This is a genomic window from Enterocloster alcoholdehydrogenati, assembly GCF_013282095.1.
GTDB classification, from domain to species: domain Bacteria; phylum Bacillota; class Clostridia; order Lachnospirales; family Lachnospiraceae; genus Enterocloster; species Enterocloster alcoholdehydrogenati.
This window is the reverse complement of sequence record NZ_BLTJ01000006.1, coordinates 139956-154681: the sequence shown is the minus strand read 5'-3', so window position 1 is coordinate 154681 and position 14726 is coordinate 139956. Positions and strand designations below refer to the sequence as shown.

Below are 14726 nucleotides of genomic sequence, written 5' to 3'. Positions count from 1 at the left end.
CACTGCCGACGCAGCTGCCGTGCCCCTTCTTCGCCGCCTGCTCCAGGCAGGCCCTGCAGGCCCCGGCTCGCTAACGCTCATTATATCTTATTTAATCTCAATATTCTATAACATTTATCTTAAAATATGATAAAGTTCGCCTTTTATTTCCGCTTTTCCAGTTGTCTTAAGGCAAATTCGTAGATATAAAGGAAGGTTCCTGTCAAAAGTTCCCATTCAATGGCCAGATAGTTTTTGAAATGCTCCGGCTTATATTCCACTTTTTTACATTTCTTCACTGTGGAAAGTCCTTCCTTCACACCAGCAATATAATCCGGCCCAAAGCCCCGCTTCTTAAAGAACATATACTTTACCGCCATTCCCGCAGCGATGGGCAGAACATTCAGGGCCAGCTGGGGAAGAGGCATATTTTTGTAGTTTAAGTAGATGTTGTTCCGGGCAGCCAGACGTACCTTAAAGGAATTATATTTAGAGCCGCTGGTGCCGCTTCCTACATGGTACACCACTGCGTGGGGGCAGTAGATATTGTCATACCCCGCAATCATGGCCCGGTAGCCCACGTCGATATCCTCCAGATACGCGAAGTGCATTTCATCGAAATACCCGATCTCTTCAAATACCTCCCTGCGGTAGATGGCCGCTCCGGCGCAGGCTGAAAAGATCCGGCAGGGATGATTATATCCCTTGGAGGGCCGCCCTACGCCTCTTTGGTAGGCCCAGCCAAGAAGGCTGTACATATCTCCGGCATCGTCCATCCTGTCCTTGCGGTAGAGCTGGATCATCTTGCTGCTGACGGAAAATATTTTCGGGGAACGCTCAATGGCCTTTATCATCTCGCCGATATAGTGGCAGTCCGGCTCTGTATCGTTATTTAAAAGGATCACATAAGGGGTTTTTGCAGCCCGGATTCCCACGTTCACCGCTCCGGAAAAGCCGGTATTGGAATCCAGGAAAATCGTGGGAATCCCCCGCTCCTTTAACCACTCCACACTTCCGTCGGTGGAGCCGTTATCCACTACCAGGATCTGAAATTTGTGGCAGATCTGCAGTTCCAGCGCCCGAAAACAGGGCTCCATGAATTTAAGGCCATTATAATTGGGTATGATCACAGTGACTTTACTTCGGTCGCTCATTTTCCTTCCTTTTCCTCCGGCGCGTAGGCGTCATAGACAGACAAATCGTAAGGCTCTCCTATTTTCTCCTTCAAAAGATCCCTCAGGGCAAAATTTGACTTGCGAAGGGTCAGATTAGGATTGTAATAGGGATCGCCGTTCTTCAAAATATCAGGCCATTTCCGGTGGAATATGGCGACCTCACGGTTGAAGCGCGCTACCTTTTCCGGTGTATCCTCCAGCCCTCTGGACTTGGACTCATAGTGGTAAAGGCAGGCATAGGGAGCATATACTACCAGTTTTCCCAGCGCCCGCACTTTCATGCAGTAATCAATATCATTAAAGGCCACCGCAAGCTCCGGGCTTAATCCGCCCACAGCGTCAAAGACGGACTTCTTTGTCATCAGGCAGGCGGCCGTGACGGCGCTGTAATCCTGGGCACACATAGCCCGGTGGAAATAACTGTTTTCCGCCTTGTGAAGGCCGATAAAGGTATGGCCTGCAATTCCTCCAAAGCCGACCACCACACCGGCGTGCTGGATGGTGTCGTCGCCGTAGAGCAGTCTCGCCCCTGCGATCCCCACATCCTCTCTCTGACAGAACCCCAGCAGTTCTCTGATGCTGTCCGGCTCTAAAAGCTCTGTGTCATTATTTAACAGAAGCAGGTACTCTCCCTTTGCAAAGGACGCGCCGAAATTGTTGATAGCTGAGTAATTAAAGCCTTCCTTCCAGGTCACTACCCGAAAACATGGATGGGCCTCTTCCATTTTCCTATAATAGTCAAAGGTCTCCTGCTGGGTACTGTTATTTTCCACAATGATAAATTCCAGATTTCGGTAGGAGGACCGCTCTAAAATAGAACGGACGCAGGTGTCCAGATCCCTGCTGTGATCCTTGTTGGGTATGATCACAGATACCAACGGCTCTCCCTTGATCTTAAAACGGGTATGGTAAATGCCGTAATCCACGCCCTTTTCCACACCCTCAGCCTGGATACCCATGCGCTCATAGTGAGCCATAATGGCGCGGGATCCGGCCTCAAAAGCGTACAGCTTGCTCTCAGGGTTGCTGGCCGTGGAATTCTGATGACAGCGCCAGTGATACAATACCTTTGGTATATGGACGATCTCTTTTGCTTTTTCGGTGCACCGGAAGATAAAATCATAGTCCTGAGCGCCGTCAAACTCCTGGCGGAAACCGCCCACCTGATCCAGAATACTCTTCTTCACCACAAACAGATGGCAGATATAATTAACGCTGGTAAGGAGATCCGGGTTAAAATCCGGCTTAAAATGAGGATCAAACAGCGCCTTTCCATCCATATCCAGCTTATCCTCATCGGAATAGAGGACGTCGCAGTCCCGATGCTCGTTGAGTGCCTTCACCACCTCGTAAAAAGCGTGCTCCGGCAGCGTATCATCATGGTCAGCCAAGAGCACAAAATCACCGGCAGCCATTTCCAAAGCCGCGTTTGTGTTGCCGGAAATGCCCCGGTTGCCTCCCAGAATCACATAGCGCACCCTGGGATCCTTCTGGGCGTAGCGCTTTAAGACGCGCTCCACGCTCTGGCCTCTGGGGCTTCCGTCTGCAATGCAAAGCTCCCAGTTGGTGTAGGTCTGGTTTACAATGGAATCGATCATCTCCCGCAGATAATGCTCCGGTGTCCGGTATACGGGGATTACCACGGACAGCAGCGGCTCATAGGGAAAATGCGTCTCTCTCTGTGCCTTTAACTCCTCCTGGGTCGGCTTTGTCAGCTCATACCACTCGCTGTAATCGTAGTCATTGTCAATGCCCTGAAGCTTGTGGCAGGACTTCTTTATCAGGGCTCTCAGCCCGTTTTCCTTCCAGAAATCAGCCGCCACCCGAACGGTTTCCATGTTCATCAGATCTTTGATCTTTTCCATCCGCTTGTGGGCTACGCTGGAGCGTTTGGCAATCAGTTCCTCGTTGTACTTGATCTTTGCCTGACGGCCCTCGCAGCGGATCAAAAGCCAGTAGGTCTTTCCCCGCTCATAGGGGAACTGGATATCAAAGCCAAAGTCCTTATCATAGGTCTGTTTAAAGTAAATCTGGCTTACATCATCTCTTCTTGTAGTTACCAGCTTATATTTCACCGGGGTATGGCGTTCATCCTCCACCCGGAAGGTAGCCCTGCTCTCCGGGGATTTTCCAAGAACCCAGCCGTTTAATGTAATGGAATTTTCACGGATCCGCACAATGTCTATCTTATACTTCATCCTTTTTATCCTTCCTTTTTTGCTTCCGGCGCTTCATCAAAATTCAGCCGCTCTTCCTCAATAACCAGAGGACGCTTCATTACCCTCTGGTTGATGCTCATGATATACTCGCCCAGAAAACCGATAAAAAACAGCTGGATAGAACCAAGAAACAGCATACCAATGAGCATAGGAGCCATGCCTGCGGGAAAACGCTCCCACCAGATCAGCTTCATCACCAGGTAAACCAGGGCGATGACCATGCTCACAGCGGCGCAGATGCCGCCAAAGATGGTGGCAAGGCGCAGACCCTCTTTCGTATAGGAGGTAACGCTTAACATGGCCGCGTCATACAGACGGTAAAAGTTATTGTGGGTCTTTCCCGCCCGGCGCTTTGGCTGCTCGTAGGGGATTTCCTTTCGCTTGTAGCCCAACTCCGCCACGATCCCCCGTAAAAAGGGCGTGGGATCATCCAGCCGGCGCAGGATCTCGATAAACTCCCTGTCATAGAGGCCGGAGCCGGTAAAATGCTCGATCTGCTCCACATCGGACAGTTTCTTGATGGTCTTGTAGTAGCAGGTGCGCAGCCAGTACATGAACTTGTTTTCCTTGCTGCTGGTCTTGATCCCGATGACGATCTTGTAGCCCTTTTCCCATTCGTGCACGTATTTAGGAATCATTTCCACCGGATCCTGGAAATCGGCCACCATCTCAATGACGCAGTCACCGGTCACCTGGAGCATCCCGTAGTAGGGAGAATTAAACTGCCCGAAGTTGCGGGCGTTGAAAATGGCCTTGATCTTGGGATCGCTGCTGCAGAGGGCGCGGAGTACGTCTCTTGTGCCGTCGGTGGAATCATTGTCAATAAAGACCAGTTCGTAATCGTACTGGGGAAGTTCGTGTTTCAGGATATCCGTCACCGCCTGGCTGATGGGGCCTACGTTTTCGACCTCATTGTAACAGGGGATCAATATGCTGATCTTTTTCATTTGGGTGTACTTCTCTTTCTAAGGTTGTATTTGTTTCTTTCGCATCTGCTCAATCCCGCGGCCAAAGGTATAAGCCTCCCTCCAGCCTCCGGTAAGCGCCTGAAGCTTTGTCACATCAGGCCGTATGGAGAGCGCCCCTTCCTTCGCCTGGACAAACGCGCCGTATTCCAGCTGTCCTTTGTCTCCCGCAAGATGGCGGATCTCCTCTACAAAGGAACGCAGCACCCGCGTATCGGCGCTGGCCACGTTGACGATCTCACTGAAAGCGGGAGCATCCGTTTGATTGGGAAGATGGCGGTACAGTTCATATACTGCCTGTACTGCATCGTCTATATACATAAAATTCCAGTGATGCAGGCAGGCGCTTAAAGGTACGGTCTTTCCCTGAGGCAGTTCCCGTACCAGAGTCGATATGATGGACCAGGGGTGATCCCCGCAGCCATAGACACTGAAAAAGCGAAGATGGAGGTAGTGCATCCCCAGTTCTTTACATAAAGGGGCCGCCTTCTGGTAAAACTCCCACTTGGCCTTTCCATACTGGTTGATGGGATGGCACTCTCTGTCCTCAGACATGATCCCATCTGTCAGTCCATATTCTACCCTGGAACCCGCATCCATGAATATGCGGCAGGACAGCTCCCCCGCCGTGCGCACGCAGTCCAGGGAACCGGCTACATTTTTTGCCTGAACCTCTGGGGAATCGATCTCCTGACGGTTGACGCCGCCCCAGGCAAAATGGAAAAAGGCATCTGCAGAGCCGATCTGCGAAATACAGTCTGTCGTGTGCTCCAGGTCGCACCAGATGATATGAAGGTTGTCATGGACAGGAAGCGCTTCCAGATGGCTGGAGCCGGGGCGCACCAGAGCGAATACCTCCCCGCCCTCTTCCAGAAATTTACAGGCCAGATGGCTGCCAATAAAGCCCGTGGCCCCTGTAATCACGATTCTCATAGGCGCCTCCTAAACCATTTCCAGATGGTTGGAGCGCATGGCCCGTATCTCCACCTCAGAGCCGAACTTCTCCCGGATCACAGCCGCAATCTCGTCGGTGTAGCCGGGAGCGGTGATCACAATGGCATCTACCGGGTGTTCCTCAAAATAAGAGGGAGCCACAATAGGCAGATGGGAGGCCGGAGCAAATTTTCCCTGCTTAAAGGGGGCGGAGTCGATGATATAAGCCGCCTTCTTTCCCAGACTGGTAGTGGCTGCCAGGGTAAAGCCCTGATGGCTGGCTCCCCAGATGGCTGCCTTTTTATTCCAGACTTCCAGATATTTCATATAGGTATCCATCTCTCTGCGCAGGTTCACATAGCAGTCCAGAAGATTTTCCGTCTCCATCTGGGGCCGTTTGCGGACGACCACAGAAAGTGTATCCCGGTTAATGACCTCTGCCTCCAGAACCACAAAGCCAGTGCGTTCCAGAAGGGAGGTCAGTGTCTCAAAAGTATAGTAGGCAATATGGTCGCGGATCAGCTCATAGTAGCTGCTGTGATCCATAATATATTCAAAGCTTGGGACGGTAAGCAGTCCCATCCCATCGTCCTCCAGATTGTTGTAAATACAGCGCAGCATCGCCGCCGGATCCGGCTGATGCTCCAGAAAATTAAAAGAAAGGAACACATCATAGAGGCCGCCGGGAATCACGGTATCGGCTGTCTCTGTAAAGCCCTGCTCCACATTCAGCCCCTGGGCCCTCGCAAGCTCTGCCAGAGCGGGATCGTGCTCGATGCCGAACCCCTCAACGGGAAATTCCTTTAAAACCTTTAAAAATTCCCCCTGACCGCAGCCAACCTCGATAAATCGCTTTCCCTCAAGGTGATAGGTATCAATCAGGTGGCTGTACTGCTTTCTGCGGAGCTCTGCCATGGTGGTGGAATATCCGCCGGCCCGGATCACATCCCGGTAGTAATCCACAGGCTCACAGTCAAACTGCACCAGGCCGCAGCCCATACACTGGCACAGATCCAGCGTCAGGCCCTGATCTTTATCTACATGATCTTTATCCGGCATATGCTGGGCGGACGCAGGCATATTGTCCAGGGTTAGAAGCGGTGTCTCCCAGAGTGGCGCACCGCAGGCGATACAACGTTTCATCTATATTCTCCTTCCTTCTCCTGCACCAGTCGGCGGATCCCTTCTGCAAACGGGATCTGCTGGGTAAAGCCGGTGACCTCTTTCAGTCTGGAAAGATCCGGCATCAGCGATACCATTCCCTCTGCGTTAGGGGGCCTGTCTCCAAAATGATAAGTGCCCTGACTGCCGCAGAGACGGTGCAGTTCTTCTATATAATCCCGCAGAGGGCGGGTGTCATCCCCCGCCACATTATACACGCCGGCCGGGGCTTTGCCAAGAAGAAGTTTTGTCAGAAGAGCCGCTGCCTCAGTGACATAAAGGAAATTCCACTGCTGGGTGCATGGCCCCATTTCCATATGGCCGCCCTTTAAAAAGGTATCCAGGCAGGCAGAAATCAGCGACCAGGGATGATCGCCGGGACCGTATACGCTGAAAATGCGGGTGTGGATATAATCGATGCGAAGCTGCACGGACAGTTCCTTTGCCTGTTCCCACACCAGCACCTTGTTCTTGCCGTATTCTGATACGGGATGGCAGGGCTGATCCTCCTTCATAGGGGAATGGCAGATCCCGTATTCGGCCTGAGAGCCGGAGAAGAGGAAACGGGTGCAGCCCAGGGCGGCGGCCGTCTTAAGGGCTGAAATGGCATAACCGATATTTTTTGCCTGAAGGGCGGGATCCTGGCGGTTGGCGCTCCCCGCTCCCTCCCATCCCAGATGCAGCCAGGCGGAGGCGTCGGGGATGGAAAGGGACTGTAAGGTTTCGATCTCCTGCAGACTGCACTCCAGAAGCTTCAGCTTGCCGTCCCCCGCTCCGGCCGGATCCTCTGCCCCGTTCCCGGCCTTTATCGCCCTTAACCTTTCTATTCCGGCTGATCCCGGCCTTGCCACTGCATATACCTTATGTCCCTGTCTTAAACATTCCTCTACGGCCGCCTTTCCGATAAAGCTGGTGGCTCCTGTGACAATCACTGCCATACGGCTGTCTCCTTTCACTGCTATTCCCTTATTCTGGGAATAATCATATTCCGGTCCATCTCCTCATCCGAAAGGAATGGAGCCATATCTTCTAACGGCGGAGATACCAGCGTTCCGTCCGGCAGTCTCTTGGCCGAGGATTTCGGCTCGAAATTCTGATCCATGGACACGAAGATCTCGCAGATCACCGGCCCCTCTGTATTCAGCGTCTTTTCCACCGCTTCTGCCAGTTCTCTATTGTGCTCCGCCTTCACATAAGGGTATCCGTAAGCCGCCGCCAGCTTCTCCATATCCGGGAAGCTTAAGTCCCCGCTGTCCACTCCGATGCCGATAAGGGGCTCGCCGAAGAAATTCTTCTGTGTCTGGCGGATGGAGTGATATCCTCCGTTATTGATGAGAAAAATCTTGATGCCCATTTTATGATGGATGATGGTCTGCAGCTCCTGAAGGTTCATCTGGATGCTTCCGTCCCCTGTCACCAGAACCAGATCCTCCCCCCCACGGTCTGTGCCCTGACTGTAGAAACGGTTCTCTCTGGACGCCGTCCAGGCCCCGATGGCCGCAGGAAGGTCATAGCCCATGGCCGCAACAGCGGAATTGGTGATAAATCTCTGCCCTTTTTTGATCACATATCCATGGCCCCCTACCACGCAGGCAGAACCATTTCCCACTACGGTGATCTGGTTTTCCTTTAAACGGCTGCTGATAGCCTCAATGGCCGCATACACATTGGCCGGTTCCATCTCACCGGACGCCCAATGCTTTGGCTGCACTACCGGATACGTCTCCTTCCACATCCGGCAGGTTTCGCTCCAGTTCATGCCCGGAAGGCCTTCTCCGCCCTCAAAGAGCTGTTTTAGCCCCGGCCGGCTGATACTTTCCGGCAGTTTCTCCCCCTCCTCCGCAAAAATGGCATCCAGCTCCCCGTCCAGCCGCTCCAGAAGATCTCCGGCGTCTGCGTGAACAGCCATATCCACATGGACAGAGGGCTTTTTAAGCTCCTCGCAGTCAATATCATTTACGATTACAAAGGCGGCTCTGGCCCAGGTCTTATAATTATATCCCACCTGGCGGATGCTCAAGCGGCTGCCGATCGACAGCACCAGATCGCTGTTTTGAACCGCAAAATTTCCGGCCCGGTCGCCCATGTTCCCGGCGCGGCCTGTATACAGGGGATGCGCATCCCAAATACAGTCCTCGCTGTCCCAGCCTGTGATCACGGGAATCCCCAGCTTTTCGGCCACCTTCATGAAAATATCATGTGCCCCGGCAATACGGATCCCGTTTCCGGCATTGATCACCGGACGTCTCGCAGCCCGGATCCTTGAGAGGATCTCCCGTGCGGTCTGGGCCGTCACCCGGCCGGGAAGAATCTGACGCTTCTCACCCTTTCCCGCCTCATCCTCAGGGATTCCATGAACCGTTCCACTCCCGGCCCAGCCGTCTCCTCCCCTTTCGTAATCCTCGGGATCAAAGCCGATGAGATCCTCCGTCTCCACAAACGCCCCCTGGACGTTTAATGGGATGTCCAGCCAGCAGGGGCCGGGACGGCTGGATACGGCCAGATACAGCGCCTTTTCCAGGCAGTAGCGGATCCGCATGGGATCAATCACCATTTCTGAATACTTTGTCATACAGTCAATGGATTTACAGATGTCAAATTCCTGATCACCCATGGCCCGGATCCCGGTGCCTGACCAGCGGGCGGTGGTGTCATAGCGCACCTGACCGGAAAGTACCAGCATGGGAATGGAATCCAGCCAGCCTCCCAGCACTCCGGTGATGGCGTTAGTGCCTCCGGGGCCGGTGGTAACGCAGAGAGCCGCGATCTCATTGTGGATCCGGGCATAGGCCTCTGCCGCGATGGCACAGGCCTGCTCATGGTGGTTGTAGATGCAGTGAAGGCCCTCCTGATGGCCCAGAGCGTCATCTAAGTGCATGGCTCCGCCTCCGGTTACCATAAATGCCTGATGGATCCCAGCCTCTGTGAGTTTTCCCGAAATATAATTTGAAACCTTTATCCTCATACATCTTCTCCTTTGCTGCGGCGCTTTGCGCCTTTTTAAACAGTGACGCGCCCAGGCGTTCCCCTCCGGCTTCTGCAGACAAAAATGCCGCGAACGCATACATCGTTTTTAAATACGTTCTGAAACATATGGTGAGTATATCATAAAACCCTTAAAAAGCCTACTACCATTTTCCTGCCCGGCTTTCCCCGTATCCCCGCAGGGGTCCCCGGCCTGCGGGAAAGACCTTCCAGCCTTTCCAGTAAGCCTCACTGGAAATCTCCCCTCTCACCCGCTATAATGAGCCTCGTAATGCAACGACGGATGTTCGGCCGACTCACATATTTCAAAAGGAGAGACATTTATTATGAAAAAACAGATCAAGTTTCTGGCTGTATTATCCACCGCAGTCCTGACTGCAGCGCTGTCCTTCCCGGCTTACGCAAAGAATGCAGGCTGGGCCCAGGAAAACGGCAACTGGTACTATTACGATTCCTACGGGGAGCCCCTGACGGACACCTGGAAGAAATCCGGCGATGACTGGTATTACCTGGATTCTGACGGCATCCGCGCCACCTCTGCGCAGATCGACGAATACTATGTAGATGAAGATGGAAAGCGCGTTTCCATGGAATGGGTTTCCATTGAAAATGAGGATTTCTGGTCCGAGGAGGACGCTCCCGAATTTCTTTATTATTACTATGGAAGAGACGGAAGAGCCCTGACTTCCACCTGGGCCTCCATCAACGGCCAGTGGTATTATTTCAATGAGGACTCCATCATGGAGACCGGATCCATTGAGGTGGACGGCCATAACTACTATCTGGGCGAGGACGGCAGCCGCAAGACCGGCTGGGTGCTCCTGGAGGAAGAGACAGACGACCCGGAGATCATTGAGTCCTGGTACTATTTCGACAACAGCGGAAAGCGCATTGAAAATGAGATCGACAAGAAGATCGACGGCTCCTACTACACCTTTGTAGACGGAAAGATGCAGACCGGATGGTTTAAGCTTCCCGCACAGGAAACGGCTGATACCGCTACCGGCTCTGAGGCATCAAAGGCAGAAATTCCCGCCATCGCTTCCTATCAGTATTATGACGAAGACGGCAAGCGCGCTTCCGGCTGGAGAACCATCGAAGGCGCTGAGGGCATCAGCGAGGAGGCCGAGGTTTATAAGTTCTACTTTAAAAACGGCGCTCCCTATCATGCAGAAAGCGGCTTAGAGCTTTTCACCATTGATTCCAAGAAATACGCCTTCAACACCAGAGGTGAGATGCAGACCGGCAAACAGTCCGTAAACATCGGCGACGGCGCTGCGGCTAATTTCTACTTTGACGGGGAAGGCGTGATGAAAACCGGCAAGCAGGTTATCTATGATGAGGATCTTGGAGAGACCCAGAACTGGTTCTTCCACACCGACGGCTCCAAAAAGGGCCAGGGATACCACGGCATCAAAGATAACACTCTCTATATCCAGGGACTGCGTGCAGAGGCCGATCCCGACCTTCGTCTTGCCCCTGCCGAGTTAGACGGCACCCGCTATCTGATCAACGCAAACGGAGCCATCCAGAAGGCGGGTTCCAGTTCCAAATCCAATTCCAGGCCGGAGCTTGGAGCCGGATATAAGGATTTTACAGACGAAAATGACACCGTCTGGACCGTAAACACAAGCGGCGTGATCCAGTAATCCCCGCATAAAAGCAGGCGTATCCTTCCTGCACAAATACCGCTCCATGTTACAGCTTCGCGGCGGCAGCGTTTCCTGTTTCCCGGCTGCCATCTCATCCGTTTCTTCTATAATAACAAATTACAGGGCAGCCGGGAGCAGATGCCGGGATGTAGCGCAGCCATTTGCCGTACAGTTACAATTTTGGTAACAAACCGCGGATTCCATTTACAAAAGAGACATTGCGTGTTACACTGGCCTGACAGTCTTTTACATTTTTTGTAAGTCTGTCAGGCCATTTTACATATTTCATTCATCATATTGCACAACTTATATTAGTTTTTTTGTACACTATGACTATTTTAAAATAAATCGAAAAAATGTGGTATATTTTACGTTCTCATGCGTTATTTATTATAGACCGGATAAGTTTGGTCAGAACATGGAGGATACAGATGAGAGAACTTGCTGCTTTTTACTGCCCCAGATGCGGGTACTATGCTTATTACCAGACATCCCGCCACCCACAGTGCCCCAGATGCCATTCCCAGGAAACCATGCATATGGTACGGATGCATTATAAAGAATTTATGGACATGAGCTGCCAGGAGCGGGACGATTATCTGGGAAATGAGATTTTAAAGCACAATCCATCCCTGATGGAGCGTCTCACTGAACCCCATAAAAAATACAACAGCCGTGAGATCATAGCAGAAATGAATATGGAAATCATGCGCCTGGATACGGAAAATAAGGTCTTAAGCGACACCATCAAATGGATGCACGACACCATATGGGAAATGATCCGGGAACAGAAAAAGGCGGAGCGGACTGGAAAGTAGGCTCACCTTTTATAACCATGCGTTTACGGAGGCAAAGGATAAAAGCCGGGACCACTTAAGCCGTCAAATATTTTGCCTGTTTTCACTTGAAATATCCCCCTGTATGTCATATAGTAGTGTAAGCCGGCCTTTCAAAGGCCGGATTTTACACGAATGAGGAGTATGAAATGGATATGAATCAACTGATGAACAGTCTCAAAGAAACCTACGGATTTTCAAAGGCAGAGTGGACCGCTCTTCCCGGAGAACCGCTCATCCAGTTTTCCCTTTGGCTCACCGAGGATCATATTTCCCGTATTATCGAGAAAGCGGGACGTATGAGCGCCATTGTGGAATCCTGCGCCAACATGGTCAGCATCTGCGAGCCGGAGTTAAAGGACACTCTGATGGCTACTACCATCCAGTGCTGCGGGGCAAACGAACTGCGTATCCGCACAGCGGACTCCATGCTGAAAATGCTGGTCGGATCTCTTTTTGACTGATTTTTCCGTACTTTCCTCCCAAAGACGGAGATTTCTGCCGCCTGGCAGACGCTGCCGGCTGAGAACTCAAAGGCGATACGAATCCCCTCCCTTTCAATGACAAGGGGTGGAATTACCATGAACCGGATGAACTGCTTTATACCATCGGATAAGCGCCGGGCGTCCCCTTACCCGCCCAGCGTCACATCCTGAGCATCATACCACGCAAGCGCCGCCTCTACGTGCTCCCGCTTAAAATCCGGCCAGTAGTCCTCCACCACATACAGATCTGAGTAGACCGACTGCACCGGCAGAAAGCCTGAAAGGCGGCTCCTTCCGCCCCAGCGGATGATCAGGTCGATCCGCGGCACTTCTTTTGTTTTAAGGCAGGGGCCGATGATTCCGTTTTTCAGTCCCAGATCCCACTGCCAGCTGTAATTGACAAGAAAATTGATCTTCATGCCTCCTTTCCCGAAATCATGACGGGCGGTGTATGGAAGAAGTTCTGCCGGAAATACAGCAGAATTCGTGTTCCCAAGCACCAGAAGGCTGGCATCCTCCCCTGAAAGCTCCTCTACCGCAGCCACACAGGCCTTTGTAAATGCCTGGCGCTGAGCAGAGGGGCGTTTTGTATTATCCGCAGTAAAGCCGTAAAAGGTCATTTCTTCGATCCCCATTTCACAGCACATCCGATACAGCTCCATTCCCGGAGAAATCCCATGGTCATAGCCGTCTGCTTTTTCCATTCCCTCTCTTACCGCCCAGCGGCGGTTGCCGTCAGGAATAATCCCGATATGTTTTGGAAGCCTCATACATTTGTCCATCCTTTCCTGAGGTGATAGTGAAAGTATAGACGGGAAACGGCGGGATATTCACCAGGCGTCCAGCCTGCTGTCAATGATACGTAACGAAATTTTATCGAACGTACGTTCCCTTTGTCGGATAAGGGGTGAGGGGAATATCCCCTTAAACAAAAGGACGAAGGAGTGATTTTACATTTATGTATACATTACAGATCAGACACCTATTTTCTCTGGTTCGGATTCCTTATATAAAAGAGGACGATTTTGAGGAGTTTTATTTATATTTAAAAAAAGATATGAAGCTGAAGACGGAATTGACAGAACAGATCTTCCCCCTGGCCCAGGAGGCAAAGCGGCGGCTTGAGAACTGGGGCGACGCCTCCAAAAACCGTATTCTGCCCTTTAAAGAAGCGTTAAGGACAGAACATAGCCCCCGGTTTTATGATGTTTCCCGCAGAATGGGAATGTATCTTCCCGCACAGGCCCAGCTGACAGAATTTTTTATGTTTCTGGAGCTGTTCCGCCACCGCTGTCTCGGATGTCTGCAGACAGCGGACGAGAGGCTCCGGGCGGACAGGCAAAGCCTTACAGACCCCGGACTGCGGGATCTGTTTTTTCTCAGCGAAGCCGTCTATTCAGACCAGAAAACGGCAGCTGCCTATATAAGGGAAATGGACAGCCCGCAGACAGCCCTTCTCTGGAAACAGTGCGCTCTTATGATGGCCGGCTTTCTTCCGGCAGAGAGGAGGGGACAACTGTGAATATTGGAATCATAACCAAAGACAACGGCCTGTTTCACAGGCTCTATCAGGCCGCAGAGCAGGCCTGCACAGTCAAAGGGCAGCGTTTTGCAGAGCACTACTCCTTTCATCCCCTTTCGCCTGGTCAGGTACTAAAGGCGGCCAAGAACCCGAAGGAGTGGTGGCTTATATTTCTGGACGGTGACACCTGTGAAAACTGGCTTCTGGATGTGAAATATATGACCGAAGCCAACAGCCATATCATGGTCTGCCTTGTGAGCAGGGACTACCGCAGGGCCGGCGAGCTTCTGCAGCAGAGGATTCTGCGCGGGATCGCGGGCTACATTCACCCGGAGGAGGATGACCTGGACCGTCAGTGCAAAAACCTCATTTCCTTCCTCACCCGTCGGATCTCAAGTCTGGAACAGACTCTTATGATCCGCAGCTGCGGGCAGGAGCTTCGGATCCCCTATAAAGACATCTGCATGATTGAGACGGAAAAAGGAAGCCATTTTTCAAAAATCTGGTGCACCTTTGGGGAATATTCCGTTCGCGCCTCTATCCAGGAACTTCTAAGGGAACTGAACCAGGATTTCTGTCAGGTGCGGGCATCTGCTATTGTGAATCTGACCCTCATTCAAACAGCGGAACCGGGATCCGGAATTCTTAACCTGCCCCGCGGGCTAAGCTGCTGCTGCTCCCGCAGGATGAAGGGAGAGGTTTTTCATAAACTAAACCATGGGGGATGATGTCTGCCACTGCCTGCTCCTTGCATTTCATTCTACTGAAAAAGAGACGCCCTGCCGGGCAATTTCACCGGCAGGACGCCTCTTTT

The 14726-nt window shown here is 52.0% G+C and carries 12 protein-coding genes and 1 pseudogene; 5 read left to right on the top strand and 8 right to left on the bottom strand.

What is annotated here, in order from left to right:
• Positions 1–143: 143 nt before the first annotated feature.
• Genes HW447_RS08680 through HW447_RS08650 form a run of 7 tightly spaced genes read right to left on the bottom strand, consistent with a single transcriptional unit; the run spans position 144 to position 9397 of the window.
• Positions 144–1133 carry a glycosyltransferase family 2 protein gene (locus HW447_RS08680; RefSeq protein ID WP_176254918.1) on the bottom strand — a complete coding sequence of 330 codons (990 nt, stop codon included), beginning with the start codon at positions 1131–1133 and terminating at the stop codon, positions 144–146.
• Positions 1130–3352, bottom strand: a complete 2223-nt coding sequence (locus tag HW447_RS08675) for a glycosyltransferase family 2 protein (RefSeq protein WP_176254917.1) — start codon at positions 3350–3352, stop codon at positions 1130–1132. The genes HW447_RS08680 and HW447_RS08675 overlap by 4 nt, the downstream gene beginning before the upstream one ends.
• Positions 3353–3357: 5 nt before the next feature.
• The gene (locus HW447_RS08670; RefSeq protein ID WP_176254916.1) at positions 3358–4320 is read right to left on the bottom strand and encodes a glycosyltransferase family 2 protein; all 963 of its coding nucleotides are present in this window, start codon (positions 4318–4320) and stop codon (positions 3358–3360) included.
• An 18-nt stretch (positions 4321–4338) separates the two neighbouring features.
• Positions 4339–5271 (bottom strand): NAD-dependent epimerase/dehydratase family protein, encoded by a 933-nt coding sequence (locus HW447_RS08665; RefSeq protein ID WP_176254915.1) that lies wholly within the window; start codon positions 5269–5271, stop codon positions 4339–4341.
• A 9-nt stretch (positions 5272–5280) separates the two neighbouring features.
• Positions 5281–6414: a class I SAM-dependent methyltransferase gene (locus HW447_RS08660; protein WP_176254914.1), complete on the bottom strand. Its 1134-nt coding sequence runs from the start codon at positions 6412–6414 to the stop codon at positions 5281–5283.
• The gene (locus tag HW447_RS08655; protein ID WP_176254913.1) at positions 6411–7370 is read right to left on the bottom strand and encodes an NAD-dependent epimerase/dehydratase family protein; all 960 of its coding nucleotides are present in this window, start codon (positions 7368–7370) and stop codon (positions 6411–6413) included. Before HW447_RS08655 ends, HW447_RS08660 begins: the two co-directional genes overlap by 4 nt.
• A 20-nt stretch (positions 7371–7390) precedes the next feature.
• Positions 7391–9397 (bottom strand): thiamine pyrophosphate-binding protein, encoded by a 2007-nt coding sequence (locus HW447_RS08650; RefSeq protein ID WP_176254912.1) that lies wholly within the window; start codon positions 9395–9397, stop codon positions 7391–7393.
• Between the two features lie 346 nt (positions 9398–9743).
• On the opposite strand from HW447_RS08650, the gene HW447_RS08645 reads away from it, so the two are divergent.
• The 3 genes and pseudogenes from HW447_RS08645 to HW447_RS08635 all read left to right on the top strand — a co-directional run bounded on the left by HW447_RS08645 (position 9744) and on the right by HW447_RS08635 (position 12369).
• Positions 9744–11066, top strand: a complete 1323-nt coding sequence (locus tag HW447_RS08645) for a cell wall-binding protein (protein WP_176254911.1) — start codon at positions 9744–9746, stop codon at positions 11064–11066.
• Positions 11067–11500: 434 nt separating this feature from the next.
• Positions 11501–11869, top strand: a pseudogene (locus HW447_RS08640) (hypothetical protein); the annotation flags it as partial.
• Positions 11870–12054: 185 nt separating this feature from the next.
• Positions 12055–12369: a hypothetical protein gene (locus tag HW447_RS08635; protein ID WP_176254909.1), complete on the top strand. Its 315-nt coding sequence runs from the start codon at positions 12055–12057 to the stop codon at positions 12367–12369.
• Positions 12370–12536: 167 nt separating this feature from the next.
• Here the strand turns inward: HW447_RS08635 and HW447_RS08630 are convergent, their stop codons facing one another.
• Positions 12537–13160, bottom strand: coding sequence for an undecaprenyl diphosphate synthase family protein (locus HW447_RS08630; RefSeq protein WP_176254908.1), 624 nt, complete (start codon positions 13158–13160; stop codon positions 12537–12539).
• Positions 13161–13348: 188 nt separating this feature from the next.
• Between HW447_RS08630 and HW447_RS08625 the strand changes: the two genes are divergently transcribed.
• Positions 13349–13912, top strand: a complete 564-nt coding sequence (locus HW447_RS08625) for a hypothetical protein (RefSeq protein ID WP_176254907.1) — start codon at positions 13349–13351, stop codon at positions 13910–13912.
• Positions 13909–14640 (top strand): LytTR family DNA-binding domain-containing protein, encoded by a 732-nt coding sequence (locus HW447_RS08620; protein ID WP_176254906.1) that lies wholly within the window; start codon positions 13909–13911, stop codon positions 14638–14640. The genes HW447_RS08625 and HW447_RS08620 overlap by 4 nt, the downstream gene beginning before the upstream one ends.
• The last annotated feature ends 86 nt before the right edge of the window (positions 14641–14726 follow it).

Excerpts from the sequence above, each read along its gene's own strand:
- HW447_RS08680 (WP_176254918.1), bottom strand. The coding sequence starts at position 1,133 with ATGAGCGACCGAAGTAAAGTCACTGTGATCATACCCAATTATAATGGC.
- HW447_RS08675 (WP_176254917.1), bottom strand. The coding sequence starts at position 3,352 with ATGAAGTATAAGATAGACATTGTGCGGATCCGTGAAAATTCCATTACA.
- HW447_RS08670 (WP_176254916.1), bottom strand. The coding sequence starts at position 4,320 with ATGAAAAAGATCAGCATATTGATCCCCTGTTACAATGAGGTCGAAAAC.
- HW447_RS08665 (WP_176254915.1), bottom strand. The coding sequence starts at position 5,271 with ATGAGAATCGTGATTACAGGGGCCACGGGCTTTATTGGCAGCCATCTG.
- HW447_RS08660 (WP_176254914.1), bottom strand. The coding sequence starts at position 6,414 with ATGAAACGTTGTATCGCCTGCGGTGCGCCACTCTGGGAGACACCGCTT.
- HW447_RS08655 (WP_176254913.1), bottom strand. The coding sequence starts at position 7,370 with ATGGCAGTGATTGTCACAGGAGCCACCAGCTTTATCGGAAAGGCGGCC.
- HW447_RS08650 (WP_176254912.1), bottom strand. The coding sequence starts at position 9,397 with ATGAGGATAAAGGTTTCAAATTATATTTCGGGAAAACTCACAGAGGCT.
- HW447_RS08645 (WP_176254911.1), top strand. The coding sequence starts at position 9,744 with ATGAAAAAACAGATCAAGTTTCTGGCTGTATTATCCACCGCAGTCCTG.
- HW447_RS08635 (WP_176254909.1), top strand. The coding sequence starts at position 12,055 with ATGGATATGAATCAACTGATGAACAGTCTCAAAGAAACCTACGGATTT.
- HW447_RS08630 (WP_176254908.1), bottom strand. The coding sequence starts at position 13,160 with ATGAGGCTTCCAAAACATATCGGGATTATTCCTGACGGCAACCGCCGC.
- HW447_RS08625 (WP_176254907.1), top strand. The coding sequence starts at position 13,349 with ATGTATACATTACAGATCAGACACCTATTTTCTCTGGTTCGGATTCCT.